The organism is Streptomyces sp. NPDC101160 (assembly GCF_044768205.1).
GTDB lineage: Bacteria > Actinomycetota > Actinomycetes > Streptomycetales > Streptomycetaceae > Streptomyces.
In genome coordinates this window covers 535,427-552,230 of the sequence record NZ_JBIWPJ010000007.1, presented here as the reverse complement: position 1 = coordinate 552,230, position 16,804 = coordinate 535,427, and the positions used below count along the sequence as shown (strand labels likewise).

Annotated in this window: 13 protein-coding genes; 8 read left to right on the top strand and 5 right to left on the bottom strand. The window is 71.9% G+C overall.

The annotated features are described in order from the left end of the window. The first annotated feature begins 147 nt into the window (after nt 1-147). Complete coding sequence (locus ACIRSU_RS25275) at nt 148-777, top strand: HAD family acid phosphatase (protein ID WP_403796190.1); 630 nt, start codon at nt 148-150, stop codon at nt 775-777. A gap of 6 nt (nt 778-783) precedes the next feature. Here ACIRSU_RS25275 and ACIRSU_RS25270 read toward each other — a convergent pair whose 3' ends face one another. Next, nucleotides 784-1,293: a hypothetical protein gene (locus ACIRSU_RS25270; protein WP_403796187.1), complete on the bottom strand. Its 510-nt coding sequence runs from the start codon at nt 1,291-1,293 to the stop codon at nt 784-786. A gap of 95 nt (nt 1,294-1,388) precedes the next feature. Here ACIRSU_RS25270 and ACIRSU_RS25265 point away from each other — a divergent pair, with 95 nt between their 5' ends. Beyond that, complete coding sequence (locus ACIRSU_RS25265) at nt 1,389-2,057, top strand: lipoprotein (RefSeq protein WP_403796185.1); 669 nt, start codon at nt 1,389-1,391, stop codon at nt 2,055-2,057. A gap of 10 nt (nt 2,058-2,067) precedes the next feature. On the opposite strand, the gene ACIRSU_RS25260 is transcribed toward ACIRSU_RS25265, so the two are convergent. Next, nucleotides 2,068-3,600 carry a ricin-type beta-trefoil lectin domain protein gene (locus ACIRSU_RS25260; protein ID WP_403796182.1) on the bottom strand — a complete coding sequence of 511 codons (1,533 nt, stop codon included), beginning with the start codon at nt 3,598-3,600 and terminating at the stop codon, nt 2,068-2,070. A gap of 107 nt (nt 3,601-3,707) precedes the next feature. Between ACIRSU_RS25260 and ACIRSU_RS25255 the strand changes: the two genes are divergently transcribed. From ACIRSU_RS25255 to ACIRSU_RS25245, 3 genes are all read left to right on the top strand, one after another. Further along, the gene (locus tag ACIRSU_RS25255) at nt 3,708-5,102 is read left to right on the top strand and encodes a class II fumarate hydratase (RefSeq protein ID WP_403796179.1); all 1,395 of its coding nucleotides are present in this window, start codon (nt 3,708-3,710) and stop codon (nt 5,100-5,102) included. Between the two features lie 77 nt (nt 5,103-5,179). Beyond that, the gene (locus ACIRSU_RS25250; RefSeq protein WP_403796176.1) at nt 5,180-5,845 is read left to right on the top strand and encodes a DUF402 domain-containing protein; all 666 of its coding nucleotides are present in this window, start codon (nt 5,180-5,182) and stop codon (nt 5,843-5,845) included. Between the two features lie 304 nt (nt 5,846-6,149). Continuing rightward, a complete protein-coding gene (locus ACIRSU_RS25245; RefSeq protein ID WP_403796174.1) occupies nt 6,150-8,012 on the top strand; it encodes a SpoIIE family protein phosphatase in 1,863 nt (620 codons plus the stop codon). Nucleotides 8,013-8,166: 154 nt separating this feature from the next. Here the strand turns inward: ACIRSU_RS25245 and ACIRSU_RS25240 are convergent, their stop codons facing one another. Continuing rightward, nucleotides 8,167-10,359 (bottom strand): transglycosylase domain-containing protein, encoded by a 2,193-nt coding sequence (locus ACIRSU_RS25240; RefSeq protein WP_403796171.1) that lies wholly within the window; start codon nt 10,357-10,359, stop codon nt 8,167-8,169. 316 nt (nt 10,360-10,675) lie between these two features. Here ACIRSU_RS25240 and ACIRSU_RS25235 point away from each other — a divergent pair, with 316 nt between their 5' ends. Genes ACIRSU_RS25235 through ACIRSU_RS25225 form a run of 3 tightly spaced genes read left to right on the top strand, consistent with a single transcriptional unit; the run spans nt 10,676 to nt 14,363 of the window. Then, nucleotides 10,676-11,200, top strand: a complete 525-nt coding sequence (locus ACIRSU_RS25235) for a PadR family transcriptional regulator (RefSeq protein WP_403796168.1) — start codon at nt 10,676-10,678, stop codon at nt 11,198-11,200. Beyond that, nucleotides 11,197-11,874, top strand: a complete 678-nt coding sequence (locus ACIRSU_RS25230) for an ABC transporter ATP-binding protein (protein ID WP_403796165.1) — start codon at nt 11,197-11,199, stop codon at nt 11,872-11,874. The genes ACIRSU_RS25235 and ACIRSU_RS25230 overlap by 4 nt, the downstream gene beginning before the upstream one ends. After that, entirely contained in the window at nt 11,871-14,363 is a 2,493-nt protein-coding gene (locus ACIRSU_RS25225) for an FtsX-like permease family protein (protein ID WP_403796161.1), read from the top strand. Before ACIRSU_RS25230 ends, ACIRSU_RS25225 begins: the two co-directional genes overlap by 4 nt. A gap of 28 nt (nt 14,364-14,391) precedes the next feature. Here the strand turns inward: ACIRSU_RS25225 and ACIRSU_RS25220 are convergent, their stop codons facing one another. Continuing rightward, complete coding sequence (locus tag ACIRSU_RS25220) at nt 14,392-15,381, bottom strand: LysR substrate-binding domain-containing protein (protein WP_403796158.1); 990 nt, start codon at nt 15,379-15,381, stop codon at nt 14,392-14,394. A 193-nt stretch (nt 15,382-15,574) separates the two neighbouring features. Next, entirely contained in the window at nt 15,575-16,795 is a 1,221-nt protein-coding gene (locus ACIRSU_RS25215; RefSeq protein ID WP_403796156.1) for an RNA-guided endonuclease InsQ/TnpB family protein, read from the bottom strand. Nucleotides 16,796-16,804 lie beyond the last annotated feature (9 nt).

Sequence of the window (16,804 nt, the reverse complement as noted above, 5' to 3'; positions counted from 1 at the left end):
CGGCGGGTGGCGGGAGGGCGAGGGCGGGCGGCGGTGATCTTCTGATCAGAAAGTCGCTACCGACCGGTAGCCCTCCCGTTACCTACTGGCCAGTATGGGTCGCGAGCATGTCAACCACTGAGCCGGTAGACCCCTCGGGAGCCCCCCATGCCCTCCTCCGCCACCAAGGCCAAGGCCGCCGCCGCCCTCGGCCTGACCGCCGTCCTGCTCGTCGGCCCGGCGCCCGCCGCCTCGGCCGCCGACCCGGACACCCACCACACGTCGAGCGCCGCGATCCAGGGCGTCGACTACACGACCTGGCGCCATGACGTGGCCGCGGTCGTCGACCAGGCCCGCCCGTACATCGAGGAGCGGGCCGAAAACTCCGACGGCGAGAAGCAGGCCATCGTCCTCGACATCGACAACTCCTCGCTGGAGACGGACTTCCACCCGTTCTGGGAGCTGCCGACCCCGGCCATCCCGGAGGTCCGCGCGCTCGTGCGGGACGCGCACGAGCGCGGCGTGGCCGTCTTCTTCGTCACCGCCCGGCCCGGCATCATCCACTCCCTGACGGACTGGAACCTGAAGCAGGCCGGCTACCCGGTGGACGGTCTGTACGTGCGCTCGCTGCCCGACCTGTTCGCCGAGGTCAGCACGTACAAGACGGCCAAGCGCGCGGAGATCGAGGCCAGGGGCTACACGATCGTCGCGAACATCGGCAACAACACGACCGACCTGGTCGGCGGCCACGCCGAGCGGACGTTCAAGCTGCCGGACTACGGCGGCAAGCTGTCGTAGGGCCTCTTACGAGGTGATGTGGAAGTCCATCCGGTTGTAGTCCCCGTCGGGCGTCGAACGGACGTAACCGTGCGCGGACTTGAAGTCGCCCGTGCCGCCGGTGATCGCGATGTCGAAGGCGGCGGGCGTCTCGTTCGACGTGTCGAAGTGGGTCAGGGCCTGGGCGGCGAGCTGTCCGCCCGGCCCGCCGTTCAGGACGATGGTGCCGACGCAGGTCACGTCGGCGGAGTCCCCGGAGACCCGGATCACTCCGCAGATCACGCCGTCCCGGCCGACCTTCTCGCCACCCTTGGTCTTGTAGAGGTCGTCCGCGAAGGTCAGAACCTGGCCGACCTTGGGCGGCGGGCCGCTCTCCTGGGAGTTGGGGCCGGGGACTTCCTTGGCGTAGAGGGTGAAGTCGTAGGTCTTCCCGCCGTCGTCGTGGGCATATGCCGGGACGGCGGCGGCCCCGGCGAAGGCGGCGGCCGCGACCGCGCAGGCGCCGAGCGCGCCCGTCCTCCTGAAGCGTCGGAACATGTCCTGCCTCCTGTGGTGGCGGATCTCCCCGAGCACCGCTTCCGATTGTCCGACGCCCCGCGGGCGCTCGCACCCGCTCGGGGGATGATGGGCGCATGCCAGAAAGAGCTCCCCTCCGTACGACGGTCCCGGCCGCCCTCGCCCTGCTCGCGGCGGGGCTGCTGACCGCGTGCGGCACGCAGCAGGAACCGGCCGCGCCGCCCGCCCCGCCCGCCGCCGCCCCGGCCAAGCCCTCGGCCGCCGCGCCGAAGGCCGCCGCCGCCGTCCCCGCCGGCTCGCTCGGCGGCCCCGGGACGGCCTGTGCGCTGCCCGTGTCCTTCACCCTCGCCCAGGGATGGGCGCCGAACGCGGTCAAGGACCCGGAGAACCCCGAGTTCGCGGCGCTCACCCGGCAGGGCCCGGCCGTCGCGCGCTGCGAGGTGGACGCCAAGCCGGCCGGGAACATCGGCTATCTGCGGGTGTGGACCGCCCCGAAGAGCGCGGCGAAGGATCCTGCCCGCACGGTGCTCGAAGCCTTCGTGAAGGCGGAGACGGGGGTGAAGGGCGCCGCGTACAGGGACGTCCGGGCCGGTTCGCTGGCCGCCGTCGAGGTCACGTACACGGTGCACAGCGAGGCCCTCGACGAGACCAAGCCGGAGCGGGCGTTCGCCGTCGAGACGCCGAAGGGCACGGTCGTCGTCCACCTCGGCGGGCTCGACGCCGAGGAGCACACGGCGATGCTCCCGGCCTACGAACTGGCCAGGAGCACCGTCAAGCCGCTGTGAGGAAGCTCCGTTACGCGACGAACCGCTGGTTCGCCGAGCCGTTGCAGCTCTGCAGCCGGACCGGTTCCCTGGCCGCGCCCTGGGTCAGGCAGAGGCCGGTCGCGGAGGCCGGGCGGATGGTGTCGCCGTCGCGGACGAACTTCTGGTTCGCGCCGCCGTGGCAGTTCCAGATGATGAGCGCCGCGCCGGCCGCGTAGTTCGCACCGGGCACGTCCAGGCAGCGGTCCTGGGTGAGCTGGGTGTGCACGCTGCGGCGGGCGGGGTCGTACCACCAGTTCTGGTTGCGGCCGCCGTGGCAGTCCCAGCCGAGGACGGCGGTGTTGTTCGCCGACTCGGATCCGCTGACGTCGAGACAGTTGCCGGTGGCGGCGTTCTTCAGCGGCTTGTAGACGTCGTCCCAGGCGAGCGGGAAGAGCGTCGGCGTACCGGAGGAGTCGACGTCGGCGCAGCCCGCCTCGCGCACGTTCGCGTTGTAGATCTGGGTCAGGCAGGACGCGAAGGCGCCGTGGCCGCGGTAGTTGGGGTGGAAGGACTGGCGGACCGAGTTCTCGTCCGGAGTGCCGGGCTTGGACAGGTCGATGTAGAGGCCGCGGGCCCAGGTGTCCTCCATGCAGACCTCGTGGCCGTTGAAGAGCCGCGAGTTGTCGAGGAAGACGGCCCCGGTGTCGGCCGCCGCCTGCCGCATGCCGCGCTCGAAGGCGGGCACGGCGCTGTTGCGGCCCCACTTGGTGTCGGAGTCGTAGCCCTCGCCGCCGCAGGCCAGCTTGCCGGGGAAGTCCGGGTTGTCGTAGAAGTCCGGGCCGATGGGGCTCGGGTAGCCCATGACGACGAGCTTGTAGTCGCCGTCGGCGTAGCCGGCGCCCTGCATCACGGTCCGCAGGTCGCGCACGGTCTGCTCGACCTTGGGCACGAGCGCGTCGACACGGGACTGCCAGCCGGGGGCGTACTTGGGCTCACAGGGGCCCTGGGAGAGCAGGAAGCGCTCCACGCAGTCGGTCATCACGGGGCCGAACTGGAGGTCGTCGTTGGCACCGGCGACGAGCAGCACCATCTTGATGCGGGTGTTGCGCGCCTTGATGGCCAGGTTGTCGCTCTGGACGAGCTCGTCGGCGTACTGCTTCGCGCCGCCGATCCGGATGTTGCCGGTGTACGCGCCGGAGCAGGCCACGTTGAACGTGAGGTCCGCGGGGATCCCGGTGCGGTGGATGGCGGAGTCGGGCGAGCGGTGGCACCAGTTGTCGGGGCCGTTGGTGGGCGACTCGTAGTTCCCGACGCCCTCGCCGGAGATCTCGCTGTCGCCCAGCGAGATGAGCCCCGTCCTGCGCTGGGCGAACGGGCGTTCCTCGGGGCTTCCGTAGATCTTGGTGGCCTCCGCGGCGCGGATCGCCTCCAGCTCGGGAGAGAGCGGTACGGAGGTGATTCCGGCCGCGGTGCTCGTGTCGGCCGCGCCCGCGGGGGCCGCGGCCGTCATGCTGCCGAGGGCCGCCGCGGCTGCGGCGAGAGCGGCGATCGGCCAGCGGAGTCTGTACCTGGTGCGCCTCATTGCGCCTCCTGGAAGTGGGGTTACCCACGGTTTTTGCTGGCCGGTAAGCGCCTTGGGAATACGTCGAACGAGACAAGTGCTCAACTTTTGTAGGAGGTTGACGAACCATGAGCAACGAAGACGGCTACCGCATCGAGCACGACTCCATGGGCGAGGTCCGCGTCCCGGCCCACGCCAAGTGGCGCGCCCAGACCCAGCGCGCGGTGGAGAACTTCCCCGTCAGCGGGCAGCGCCTGGAGCGCGCCCACATCGAGGCCCTGGCCCGCATCAAGGCCGCCGCCGCCAAGGTGAACGCCGAGCTCGGCGTGCTCGACGCGGACGTCGCGCGGGCCGTGCAGGACGCCGCGGCGGAGGTCGCGGAGGGCCGCTGGGACGAGCACTTCCCGGTGGACGTCTTCCAGACCGGCTCCGGCACCTCCTCCAACATGAACACCAACGAGGTGCTCGCCACCCTCGCCACCGAGCGGCTCGGCCGGGACGTCCACCCCAACGACCACGTGAACGCCTCCCAGTCGTCCAACGACGTCTTCCCGTCCTCCATCCACATCGCCGCGACCGCCGCCGTCACCCACGACCTGATCCCGGCACTCGACCGTCTGGCCGTCTCCCTGGAGCGGAAATCAGCCGAATTCGCGAGCGTCGTGAAATCGGGCCGTACGCATCTGATGGACGCCACACCGGTCACCCTCGGGCAGGAGTTCGGCGGTTACGCGGCCCAGGTCAGGTACGGGATCGAACGGCTGCGCGCCTCACTGCCCCGGCTCGCCGAACTACCCCTGGGCGGCACCGCCGTCGGCACCGGCATCAACACCCCGCCCGGCTTCTCCGCCGCCGTCATCGCCGAGGTCGCCCGCGCCACCGGCCTGCCGCTCACCGAGGCCCGCGACCACTTCGAGGCGCAGGGCGCCCGCGACGGCCTGGTCGAGACGTCCGGGCAGCTCAGGACCATCGCCGTGTCGCTCACGAAGATCGCCAACGATCTGCGCTGGATGTCCAGCGGCCCCCGCACCGGCCTCGCCGAGATCAACCTGCCCGACCTCCAGCCGGGCTCGTCGATCATGCCGGGCAAGGTGAACCCGGTGATCCCCGAGGCGGTCCTGATGGTCGCCGCCCAGGTGACCGGAAACGACACCACGGTGGCCGTGGCCGGCGCGGCCGGGAACTTCGAGCTCAACGTGATGCTGCCGGTCATGGCCAAGAACCTGCTGGAGTCCGTGCGGCTTCTGGCCAACGCGGCCCGCCTGCTCGCCGACCGCACGGTCGACGGGATCACCGCCAACGCCGAGCGGGCCCGCGAGTACGCCGAGTCCTCGCCGTCCGTCGTGACCCCGCTGAACAAGTACATCGGCTACGAGGAGGCCGCCAAGGTCGCCAAGAGGTCGCTGGCCGAGCGCAGGACGATCCGGGAGGTCGTCCTGGACTCCGGGTACGTCGAGCGGGGCGACCTCACCCTCGAACAGCTCGACGAAGCGCTCGACGTCCTGCGCATGACCCGCCCCTGACCGATCCTTGCCGTGCCCCTGACCGATCCGTGACCTTCGCCGCAGCGCCGCCGGGGACCCGCCCCTAAGATCTGCGCATGACAGGATCCGGCCGCTCCCCGCACTGGGCGCCGGGGGATCACATCCTCTGGCGCTACCGCGACAACGGCACCGGCGACGTGCACATCTGCCGCCCGGTGACCGTCGTCCAGGACACCCCGGAGCTCCTCGCGGTCTGGATGGCCCCCGGCACCGAGCTGGTCAAACCGGTCCTGGCCGACGGCACCCCCGTGCACGAGGAACCGCTGGCCACCCGCTACACCGCGCCGCGCACCACCACGCGCTCGCACTGGCACGGCACCGGCGTCCTCAAGCTGGCCGCGCCGGGCGACCCGTGGTCGGTGTGGCTGTTCTGGGAGCGGGGCTGGCGGTTCCGCAGCTGGTACGTGAACCTGGAGGAGCCCCGCGCCCGCTGGGACGGCGGCGTCGACTCCGAGGACCACTTCCTCGACCTCTCCGTCTACCCGGACCACAGCTGGAAGTGGCGGGACGAGGACGAGTTCGCCCAGGCGCAGCGGGCCGGCCTGATGGACGCCCGGCAGGCCGCCCGGGTCTCGGCGGCGGGCCAGGCGGCCCTGGAGCTGGTCCGGGCCTGGGGGGCGCCGTTCTCGGCCGGCTGGGAGGACTGGCGGCCCGACCCGGCCTGGCCCGTACCCGAACTGCCGGCCGACTGGGATCGCACCCCGGCGCACACCGGCTCATGAGACCCTTGCTGGGCCCCCGGGGTGCAACCGTAGGATCGTCCTCCGCAAGCACCTGGACCAGCACCGGGACCAGCGCCCGACGGATCGGACAGCACGTCAGAGACCAAGCCCGCGACCGGGCCTGACCATCAGTCACCCAGGAGCGTCTCATGAGGGGGAGAGCAGTGTCGGAGCCGTGCGCGGGTGCCTTCCCCCCCTCCCCCGCATCCACCGCGCCCGGGGGGTTTAGCCCTGCCGAAGGCGCGGCATCGGCGATGAGAGCGCGTGCAACGCACCACCGGCCCGGACGGACGGAATCCCAGTCGTGACGGAGCATCCCACCTCCCACGAAGGCCGCAAGGCGATGGCCGCGCGACCGCAGGAACGCACTCGCCCCCGCCAGGAACCGGCGGCCGCGGCGGCCGTCGCGGTGCCCGCGCCGGCGCCCGGCGGGCACGGCGACAAGCCCGGCGCCGCCGGCAGCCCCGACACCGCGGCGGCGCGCCGCGAGGGCGAGCGGCTGCGGTTCGTGGGCGCCGCGACCCGGCGCATCGCACGCGGCCTCGACCTCGACGAGATCGTCCTCGGCCTGTGCCGGGCGACCGTGCCGACGTTCTCCGACGCGATCCTGGTCTATCTGCGCGACCCGCTGCCGGTCGGCGACGAGCGCCCGGCCGAGCCCTTCGTGCTGCGGCTGCGCCGCACCGACCGGCTGCGGTTAACGGACCTGGAGGGCGAGGAGCTCGTCCTCGTACCCGATCCGGATCCGACGCCAGCGGCCGAGCTGTGCGAGGTCCGTTCGGGCGGCGCGCTCGCCGAGGTGCTGCGCGGGGTGCGGCCGGTGCCCGGCGACTCCGCCGCCGCCCGCGCCGCGCTGCCGGAGCTGCTCGGCCCGGACCATCCGCTGCCCGCCGGGCACCGGGCGATACTCGCGCCGCTGCGGGGGCGGCGCCGGGTGATCGGCGCGGCCGTGTTCCTGCGCCGCCCGGAGCGGGCCGCGTTCGAGCCGAACGACCTGCTCGTCGCGGCCCAGTTGGCGACCCACACCGCCCTCGGCATCGACAAGGCGGTGCTCTACGGCCGCGAGGCGTACATCGCGGACGAGCTGCAGCGCACCATGCTGCCCGACTCGCTGCCGCAGCCGACCGGCGTCCGGCTGGCCTCCCGCTACCTGCCGGCGGCGGAGACGGCCCGGGTCGGCGGCGACTGGTACGACGCCATCCCGCTGCCCGGCAGCCGGGTCGCGCTCGTCGTCGGCGACGTCATGGGCCACTCCATGACCTCGGCGGCGATCATGGGCCAGCTGCGCACCACCGCGCAGACCCTGGCCGGGCTCGACCTGCCGCCGCAGGAGGTCCTGCACCACCTGGACGAGCAGGCCCAGCGGCTCGGCGAGAACCGCATGGCGACCTGCATGTACGCGGTGTACGACCCGGTGTCGCACCGGATCACCATCGCCAACGCGGGCCATCCGCCGCCGATACTGCTGCACCTGGGCGGCCGGGCCGAGGTGCTCCGGGTCCCGCCGGGCGCGCCGATCGGCGTCGGCGGGGTGGACTTCGAGGCGGTGGAGCTGGACGCGCCGGCCGGGGCCACTCTGCTGCTCTACACGGACGGTCTCGTGGAGTCCCGGCTGCGGGACGTGTGGACCGGGATAGAGCAGCTGCGGGAGCGGCTCGCGGCGACGGCCCAGCTCACCGGCCCGGACCACGCGCCTCCGCTGGAGGCGCTGTGCGACGACGTGCTCGACATGCTCGGCCCGGGCGACCGGGACGACGACATCGCGCTGCTCGCGGCCCGCTTCGACGGCATCGCGCCGAGCGACGTGGCGTACTGGTTCCTGGAGCCGGAGGACGCGGCGCCGGGCCGGGCCCGCCGGCTGGCCCGGCGGGCGCTGGCCCGCTGGGACCTGGAGGAGCTCACGGACTCGGTGGAGCTGCTCGTCAGCGAGGTCGTGACGAACGCCGTGCGGTACGCGGAGCGGCCGGTGACGCTGCGGCTGCTGCGCACGGACGTGCTGCGCTGCGAGGTCGGCGACGACTCGCCGCAGCTGCCCCGGCAGCGGCGGGCGCGGGATACCGACGAGGGCGGCCGCGGTCTGTTCCTGGTGAACCGGCTGGCCCGGCGGTGGGGCGCGACGCGGCTCTCGGGCGGCAAGGTGGTGTGGTTCGAGCTGGCGACGCGCTGAGCGTCCGGCCGCGCCGGGCCCGTACGCGTACCCGTAGCCGTAGCCGTAGCCGTAGCCCTAGAGCCTCGGGCACGAAGAAGGGCCGGACCCCCGGGTGGGGGTCCGGCCCTTTCGTCACCGGCCTGATCGGCCTGTTCGGCCTGTCAGCGGCCTGTCACTGGCCTGACGGCTTTCCGTCGACGGCGCCCGAGTTGCCGTCCGGGAGCGGCGGCAGCGTCGGGTCCGTCGTCCTCGTCCGGGTCGGCGTCGGCTCCGGCGGGGTCGTCGCGGTCGGCGTGGGCGGCTGCGGCGGCGTGGTGCCGGTCGGGGTCGGCGGCTGCGTCGGCGCGGAGCTCTCGTCGGAGGGCGTACCGGTCGGGGTCGGCGAGCCGGTGGTCGCGGTCGGCGTCGGGACGGTGTCGCCGCCGGAGGTGCCGTCCGTCTCCAGGTCGAAGGCGGTGTCCGAGCCGCCGCCGAGGGCCTTGGTGGTGTAGGCACCCCAGATCTCGGCCGGGGTCTTGCCGCCGTTGGCGCGGCCCGGGTTGATCTTGTTGGTCAGGGTGACCTGGTTGCCCACGGAGTCCTCGCCGAACAGGCCGACGGCGGTGACCAGCTCGGGCGTGTAGCCGACGAACCAGGCCGAGCGGTTGTTCTCGGAGGTACCGGTCTTGCCGGCGGCCTGGTACGGGCCCGCGGCACGGAAGCCGGAGCCGGCCTGGACGACGCCCTCCATGGCCTTGGTGGTGGTGTCGGCGGCCTCACGGCTGATGACCCGCTCGCCGATCGACTTCACCGGCTCGACCGTGCGGTCCTTGTGCTCGGCGGACTTCACGACGGTCGGGGTGACCTTGACGCCGTGGTTGTCGAGGGTGGCGTAGGCGCCGGCCATGTCCATGGTGGAGGCGCCCATGACGCCGAGCGACATCGCGGGGGTCGCGCCGAAGTCCTTGCCGTCCTTGAGGCCGAGCGCGATGCCGGTCTGCTTGGCCTTGGCGGGGCCGACGTCCACGATCATCTGGGCGTAGACCGAGTTGATCGAGCTGTTGGTGGCCTTCTGGACGGTGACCGGGCCGTAGCTCTGGCCGTCCTCGTTCTCCGGGGCGAAGGGGACGGCGCTGCCGACGACCGGGCGCTTGCTGGTGCCGTCGTAGATCGTGCCCAGGCCGATCTTGCGCCCGTCCTGGGTCTCGGCGCCGTTGTCGAGCGCGGAGGCGAGGACGATCGGCTTGTACGTGGAGGCCGGCTGGTAGTCGCGCCGGGTGGCGTTGTTCGTCCAGTGCTCGGTCGCGCCGACGCCGCCGTACATGGCGACGACCGCGCCGGTCTTCGGGTCGACGGAGGTGGCGCCGGCCTGGACGGTGGCGTTCTTCTTGCTCTTCTCGCGGTCGAGCTTGGCCTCCAGCTGCTCGTCGACCGCCTTGACCAGGGCCTTCTGCTTCTTCTCGTCGATGTTGAGGGTGATCGTCCAGCCGCCGGCCTTCAGGTCCTCCTCGCTGACGCCCTGGCGGATCAGCTCCTGGTTGGCCGCCTCGACGATGTAGCCGGACTGGCCGCTCATGCCCTTGGGGGCCTTGGGCTTCTGCGGGGCGGGGAACTTCAGCCCGGCGCGCTTGCCGGCGTCCAGCCAGCCCTCCTCGACCATGTTGTCGAGGACGTAGTTCCAGCGCGCCTCGACGAGCCTGCGGCCCTCGGGGCCGGCGAAGGTCCAGTCGTACTGGCTGGGGGCCTGGAGCACGGAGGCGAGGTAGGCGCCCTGGGCGACGGTCAGCCTGGTGGTGTCCACGCCGTAGTACGCCTGCGCCGCGGCCTGGATGCCGTAGGCGTTCCGGCCGTAGTAGCTGGTGTTGATGTAACCGGCGAGGATCTCGCTCTTCTTCATGCGCTGGTCGACCTTGAGCGCGATGACCATTTCCTTGAGCTTGCGGGTCGCCGTCTGGTCCTGGCTCAGGTAGTAGTTCTTGACGTACTGCTGGGTGATCGTCGAACCGCCCTGCTTGCCCTTGCCGGTGAGGGTGTTCCAGGCGGCGCGGGCGGTGCCGAGGATGTCGACGCCGTTGTCCTTGTAGAACGTCTTGTTCTCGGCGGCCACGAAGCTGCGCTGGACGTCCAGCGGGACCTTCTCCAGGCCCACGATCTCCCGGTTGATCTTGCCCGTACGGGCCATGATCTTGCCGTTGGAGTACTTGTAGACGTTGCTCTGGAGGGTCGCGTCCGCGTTGGCCGTCGGCACCGGGACCATCAGGTAGAGCACGTAGAACGCGCCCATGGCGAGCAGAGCGCCCACGAGGAACGTGCCCAGGAGTCTCTTCCAGGTGAAGAGGCGGCGTATGCGCCCCTTGCCCGCCTGGCTCTTGCCCGTACGGCCCATGTCCTCGTTCGCTCCGCTCGTCCCGCTCGTCGTCGAATCAGCCCAGAATCGGCGCACAATCCGCGCAGAATCAGCTCAGCAAGCTAACACCGCCCATCGCGACAAAGGGCGATCGATCCGGCTTTTCCGGGCGTGAGAATCAGCACCCACGCCCAACGGAACCGACGCTCAAGAGCCCTCGATGGTTGCGTTCGCGGGGGCGTTCGACGAGGCCAGAGGGGTCAACAGGGGCCCACGGGGGGCCGCAGGGGGGCCGCCGGGTGGCCACCCCGGGGGCTATACATTGTGCGTATACACGCCATGTACAGTGACGGGCATGTCCATCGGTCACACCCTTCTCGGGCTCCTGGAGTCCGGCCCGCGCCACGGCTACGACCTCAAGCGCGCCTTCGACGAGCGCTTCGGCCACGACCGGCCACTGCACTACGGGCAGGTCTACTCGACCATGTCCCGGCTCCTGAAGAACGGCCTCGTCGAGGTCGACGGCATCGAGGCCGGCGGCGGCCCCGAGCGCAAGCGGTACGCCATCACCGAGGCCGGCATCACCGATGTCGCGCACTGGCTGGCGACCCCCGAGAAGCCGGAGCCGTACCTCCAGTCCACGCTCTACACCAAGGTCGTCCTCGCCCTCCTCACCGGACGCGGCGCCGACGCGATCCTGGACGTGCAGCGCGCCGAGCACCTGCGCCTGATGCGCGAGCTCACCCGGCGCAAGAAGGACGGCGACCTCGCCGACCAGCTGATCTGCGACCACGCGCTCTTCCACCTGGAAGCCGACCTGCGCTGGCTGGAACTCACCGCCGCCCGGCTCGACCGGCTCGCCGAGGAGCTCCGCCGATGAGCCCCCTGCTCGAAGCGGTCGGCCTCACCAAGGCGTACGGGCCGACCCCCGCCCTCACCGGCGCCGACTTCTCCCTGCGGGCCGGCGAGGTCGTCGCCGTGATGGGCCCCTCCGGCTCCGGCAAGTCCACGCTGCTGCACTGCCTCGCCGGCATCGTCCGCCCCGACACCGGCACCATCCACTACGACGGCCGCGAACTCACCGCGATGAGCGACTCCGCGCGCAGCGCGCTGCGCCGCTCCGACTTCGGCTTCGTCTTCCAGTTCGGCCAGCTGGTGCCCGAGCTGACCTGCGCCGAGAACGTCGCCCTGCCGCTCCGGCTGAACGGCGAACGGCGCAAGGACGCCGAGCGCCGGGCCGGCGAGTGGCTGGCCCGCCTGGAGGTCGAGGACGTGGCCGGAAAGCGCCCCGGCGAGATCTCCGGCGGCCAGGGCCAGCGGGTCGCCGTCGCCCGCGCGCTCGTCACCGCCCCGCGGGTGATCTTCGCCGACGAGCCGACCGGCGCCCTCGACTCGCTCAACGGCGAGCGCGTCATGCGGCTGCTCACCGACGCCTCCCGGGACACCGGCGCCGCCGTCGTCCTGGTCACCCACGAGGCCCGGGTCGCCGCCTACTCCGACCGCGAGATCACGGTCCGCGACGGCGCCGTACGGGACCCGGAGTGGGCCGTATGAACCTGCGCTCCTGGGCCCGTGACCTGGGGCTCGGCGCCCGCCTCGCCGTCACCGGCGGCCGCGGCGGGCTGCTCCGCACCACCCTGACCGCCACCGGCATCGGCCTCGGCGTGGCCCTGCTGCTCGTCGCCGCGTCGCTGCCGAACATGCTCTTCCAGCGGGAGGTGCGGGAGTCCGCCCGCGCCGTCGACGCGAGCCGGGAGGTCACCCGGCCCGGCCCGGACACCTTTCTCCACACCGAGCAGGAGACCCTCTACCGCGACGACACCGTCACCGGACTCCTGCTGCGGCCCGAGGGCCCGCACCCCGCGGTCCCCCCGGGAGCGGCGAAGGTGCCCGCGGCCGGCGAGATGCTGGTCTCCCCCGCCCTCCGCGACCTGCTCGCCTCACCCGAGGGCGCGCTCCTGCGTGCCCGCCTCCCGTACGAGATCGCCGGCACCATCGGCGACGCGGGACTCATCGGCCCGACCGAGCTCCGTTACGTCGCCGGGAACGCCGCCCTCACGCCCGGACCCGACGTCAGCCGCGGCGTGCGCTACGGCTGGTCCGTGCCGGAGGAGCCCGCCAACTCCTTCCTGCTCCTCCTCGTCGTCATCGCCTGCGTCGTCCTGCTGCTGCCCGTCCTCGTCTTCATCGCGGCCGCCGTCCGCTTCGGCGGCGAGCAGCGCGACCGGCGGCTCGCCGCGCTCCGGCTCGTCGGCGCCGACACCGCCATGACCCGCCGGATCGCCGCCGGCGAGTCCCTGGCAGGCGCGGTCCTCGGGCTCGCGGCCGGCGCCGGGTTCTTCGCCGCGGCCCGGCAGCTCGCCGGCACCTTCCAGATCTGGGACGTCAACGCCTTCCCGTCCGACGTGTCACCGGTGCCCTGGCTCGCCGCCGTGATCGTCACGTCCGTGCCCGTCGCCGCCGTCGTCGTCAGCCTCGTCGCCCTGCGCGGCGTCGTCATCGAACCGCTCGGCGTCGTCCGCGCCACCGCCCCGAAACCGCGCCGGCTCGTCTGGCGGCTCCTCCTCGTCCTCGCGGGCGTCGGGCTGCTCGTGCCGACCGTCGGCCGGGTCGAGGCCACCGGCACCACCATCGACACCGCCGGCATCGCCATCGGCGCCACCCTCGCCCTCATCGGCCTCACCACCCTGCTGCCCTGGCTGGTGGAAGCCCTGGTCAAGCGGCTGCGCGGCGGCCCCGTCGCCTGGCAGCTCGCCACCCGCCGGCTCCAGCTCAGCAGCGGCACCGCCGCCCGTACCGTCAGCGGCATCGTCGTCGCGGCGGCCGGCGCGATCGCCCTGCAGATGCTGTTCCAGGCCATGCAGAGCGACTTCATGCGCGTCACGAACATGGACACCGCCCGCGCCCAGTTGGAGACCAGGGTCGGCGCCCGCGGCGGCGACGACGCCCGGCGCGCCATCGACGCGCTCGGCCGGACCGAGGGCGTCACCGGCGTCATCGGCACCATCGAGTCGAACGTCTACTGGCCCGGGCAACTGAAGAAGAGCGACGAGATCGGGCCGATCACCTCGATCAACGTCGGCGACTGCGCCTCCCTGAAGGAGCTGGCCCACCTGCCGTCCTGCGCCGACGGCGACGTCTTCGTCGCCCTCGCGCACGGCAAGGAGGGACCGGAGGACGCCTGGGTCAAGCGGACCGCCCGCCCCGGAGCCCTCGTCGCCCTGCGCGAACCGCGGCCCCGCCCGGCCGGCCAGTCCGACCGACCGGATCAGCCCGGCCGACCGGATCAGCCCGGCCGACCGGATCAGCCCGGCCGACCGGATCAGTCCGGCCAGTCCGCTCGGTCCGCCCAGTCCGGCCAGTCAGCTCGGTCCGGCCAGTCCGCTCACTCGGACCCGATGCCGACCTGGCGCATTCCGGCCACCGCCCGCTACGTCGACGCGCGCCACGACCCCATGGGCCAGATCCGGTTCGGCGTGCTCGCCACCCCGAAGGCCATCGACGCCACCCGCCTCGAACACCCCCAGGCCGGCGCCATGATCCGTGTCGACCCGGCGGTGCCGGACGCCGCAGAACACGTACGGAACACGGCCGCCGCCCTCGACCCGCTCACCCGCGTCATCACCCTGCAGAACTTCGAACGCGACGGGCGCTTCAGCAGCGTCCGCACCGGCATCCTGGCCGGCGCCACGCTCACCATGCTGCTCGTCGCCGCCTCGCTCCTGGTCACCACCCTGGAGCAACTGCGCGAACGCAAGCGGCTGCTCTCCTCGCTCGTCGCCTTCGGCACCCGGCGCACCACCCTCGGCTGGTCGGTGCTCTGGCAGACGGCCGTGCCGATCGTGCTCGGCATGACGCTGTCAGTGGCCGGCGGACTCGGGCTCGGCGTGCTGCTCCTGCGGATGATCGGCAAGCAGGTCGCGGACTGGTGGGTGTTCCTGCCGGTGACGGGGGTCGGGGCCGGGCTGATCCTGCTCGTCACGGTGCTGAGCCTGCCGCTGCTGTGGCGGATGATGCGCGCGGACGGCCTGCGGACGGAATGAGCTGATCACACAGGCCGACCACCACCGCCTAGCCCGCCGGAACGATCCGCACCGGAAGGCCTTCCATCGCCTCCCGCAGCGAGCCCGCCAGCTCCTCGAACTCGGACTGGCGGGCCGCCCCCGCCCGCATCGCCAGCGCGATCCGCCGCGACGGCGCCGGCTCCGCGAAGTCTCCGGTGAGCAGCGCGCCGTTACGGGCCGTCTCCACCTTCACCGCGGTCCGCGGCAACAGCGTCACCCCCAGCCCGCCCGCCACCAGCTGCACCAGCGTCGACAGCCCCGCCGCCGTCGTCGTCACCGCCGCCCCCTCCGTACGCCCCGCCTCCCGGCACACGTCGAGCGCCTGGTCCCGCAGACAGTGCCCCTCGTCGAGCAGCAGCAGCTTCAGTTCCCGCAGCACCTCCCGCGGAATGTCCCCGCGCCCCGCCAGCGGATGCCCCTGCGAGGTCACGAGCACGAAGTCCTCGTCGAACAGCGGCAGCTCCGTCACCCCCGGCACCCCCAACGGCACCGCGAGCAGCAACAGATCGAGCCGCCCCGCCGCAAGCCCTTCGAGGAGCGACGACGTCTGCTCCTCGTGCACCTGCAGATCCAGCTCCGGATACCGCTCGTGCACCAGCCTGAGCACCGTCGGCAGCAGATACGGCGCCACCGTCGGAATCACCCCGAGCCGCAGCACCCCCGTGAACGGCGCCTGCGCCGCCTCCGCCTCCTCCATCAGCTCCCCCACCGCGTCGAGCACCGCATGCGCCCGCACGGCCAGCCGCTCCCCCGCCGGCGAGAGCAGCACCTTCCGCGTCGTACGCTCGAGGAGCTGGACGCCGAGCGCCTCTTCGAGAGCCGAGACCGCACCCGACAGCGCCGGCTGACTCATCCCGATGGCCGCCGCCGCTTCCCGGAAGTGCAGATGCTCCGCGACCGCCGCGAACGCTCTGAGCTGGGACAGACTGGGCTGCTTCACACGCCGCACCGGAATCACTGATAACCACCTTCGATCAATGTGGCCCAGTTTGCCCATAAAGTCCTACGAGGGCAATTGACCTCCTCCGCCACCCTGAAGTGCGCGGATTCTCCGTCTGCGAGAGTCCCCCGAGAGGGGGGCACCGCTCCGGACGGGTTCCTGCTTCCTCCCCACGGATAGTAGGGATTGCGCGCACCGCCCGGCTCACCACCAGGTCTTACATGCGCTCCACAGGCGTGAACCGCCACCGTCACCGGCGACGGGCCCCCGGTCCGGGGGTGGATGGTTCCGTCATGGTCGCCGCGAGGACACGACGTCCCTCATGGCGAATGGCCTTTCCGGCATTCCAGTCCCGGTCATGCCGGACCCCGCACCCGGGGCAGGTCCAGGCGCGCACCCACAACGGCTTGGCACCGTCGCGACGCCCGCAGGACGAGCAGATCCGGGAGCTGGGAAACCGTCTGTCGACCTTGACGAACGAACGCCCACGCCGCTTCGCCTTGTACTCCAGAAATCCGACGAACTGCGCCCAGCCCGCGTCGTGCACACTCTTGGCCAGCCGGGTACGCGCCATTCCCCGCACATTCAGCGCCTCGCAGTAGACGGCTTGGTTCTCGCGCGTCAGCCTGTGGGCCCACTGGTGGTGGAAGTTGCGGCGCGCGTCCGCCACGGCGGCGTGAGCGCGAGCGACCTTGATCCGGGCCTTCTCCCGGTTGTTCGACCCCATCTCCTTCCGCGACAACTCCCGCTGCCGCTTCGCCAACTTCTTCTCGGCCCTCCGCAGAAATCTCGGGTTGGCGATGTGCGAACCGTCGGCCAGCACGGCGAACCGCGTGAGCCCGAGATCAATGCCCTGATCCCCGTCAACCGGCGGCAGCAGGTCCGCGTCCGAATCGGTCTCCACGACGAACGACACCCAGTACCGACCGCTTCGATCCCTGATGAGCGTCACCGACGACGGCACCGACGGAAGATCACGACTCCATTTGACCCGTACATCCCCTACCTTGGGCAGTCGAACCCTGCCGTCATCGAGCACCCGGAACCGGTCCGACACCGTGAACCGGGCCGTCTGCCGCACGTCCTTCCGGCTCTTGAACGCGGGCGGGCCCACCCGGGGACCCGGCCGCCTGCCGGCCTTGGAGTCCTCGTGCGCCTTCCACGCTTGATCCAGATCCCGCAGGGTCTGCTGAAGCACCCCGACCGGAGCATCCGCGAGAAATGCCCGTCCCGAGGTCTTCTTCGCCTCCGTGATCAGCAACCGACCGAGCTCGGCGGCCTTCGGCACGCTCCAGTACGGCCCCTCGGTGAACCGCGCCCGCGGGCTTCCGAGCGCGCTGTTGGCCCGCTTGCGCGGTGCCACGATCGCAAGCGCGTCGTTCCAGACCACGCGCTTGCAGCCGAACACCCGAGCGGCGCGGATGCGTTGCCCCGGACTCGGCCAGGCGCGGAACTGATAACGAAGCTGCACACGGTGACC

Coding starts and splice junctions, on each gene's coding strand:
- ACIRSU_RS25220 (WP_403796158.1), bottom strand. CDS start 15,381: ATGGGCAAACTGGGCCACATTGATCGAAGGTGGTTATCAGTGATTCCG.
- ACIRSU_RS25260 (WP_403796182.1), bottom strand. CDS start 3,600: ATGAGGCGCACCAGGTACAGACTCCGCTGGCCGATCGCCGCTCTCGCC.
- ACIRSU_RS25240 (WP_403796171.1), bottom strand. CDS start 10,359: ATGGGCCGTACGGGCAAGAGCCAGGCGGGCAAGGGGCGCATACGCCGC.
- ACIRSU_RS25250 (WP_403796176.1), top strand. CDS start 5,180: ATGACAGGATCCGGCCGCTCCCCGCACTGGGCGCCGGGGGATCACATC.
- ACIRSU_RS25235 (WP_403796168.1), top strand. CDS start 10,676: ATGTCCATCGGTCACACCCTTCTCGGGCTCCTGGAGTCCGGCCCGCGC.
- ACIRSU_RS25255 (WP_403796179.1), top strand. CDS start 3,708: ATGAGCAACGAAGACGGCTACCGCATCGAGCACGACTCCATGGGCGAG.
- ACIRSU_RS25225 (WP_403796161.1), top strand. CDS start 11,871: ATGAACCTGCGCTCCTGGGCCCGTGACCTGGGGCTCGGCGCCCGCCTC.
- ACIRSU_RS25265 (WP_403796185.1), top strand. CDS start 1,389: ATGCCAGAAAGAGCTCCCCTCCGTACGACGGTCCCGGCCGCCCTCGCC.
- ACIRSU_RS25270 (WP_403796187.1), bottom strand. CDS start 1,293: ATGTTCCGACGCTTCAGGAGGACGGGCGCGCTCGGCGCCTGCGCGGTC.
- ACIRSU_RS25275 (WP_403796190.1), top strand. CDS start 148: ATGCCCTCCTCCGCCACCAAGGCCAAGGCCGCCGCCGCCCTCGGCCTG.
- ACIRSU_RS25230 (WP_403796165.1), top strand. CDS start 11,197: ATGAGCCCCCTGCTCGAAGCGGTCGGCCTCACCAAGGCGTACGGGCCG.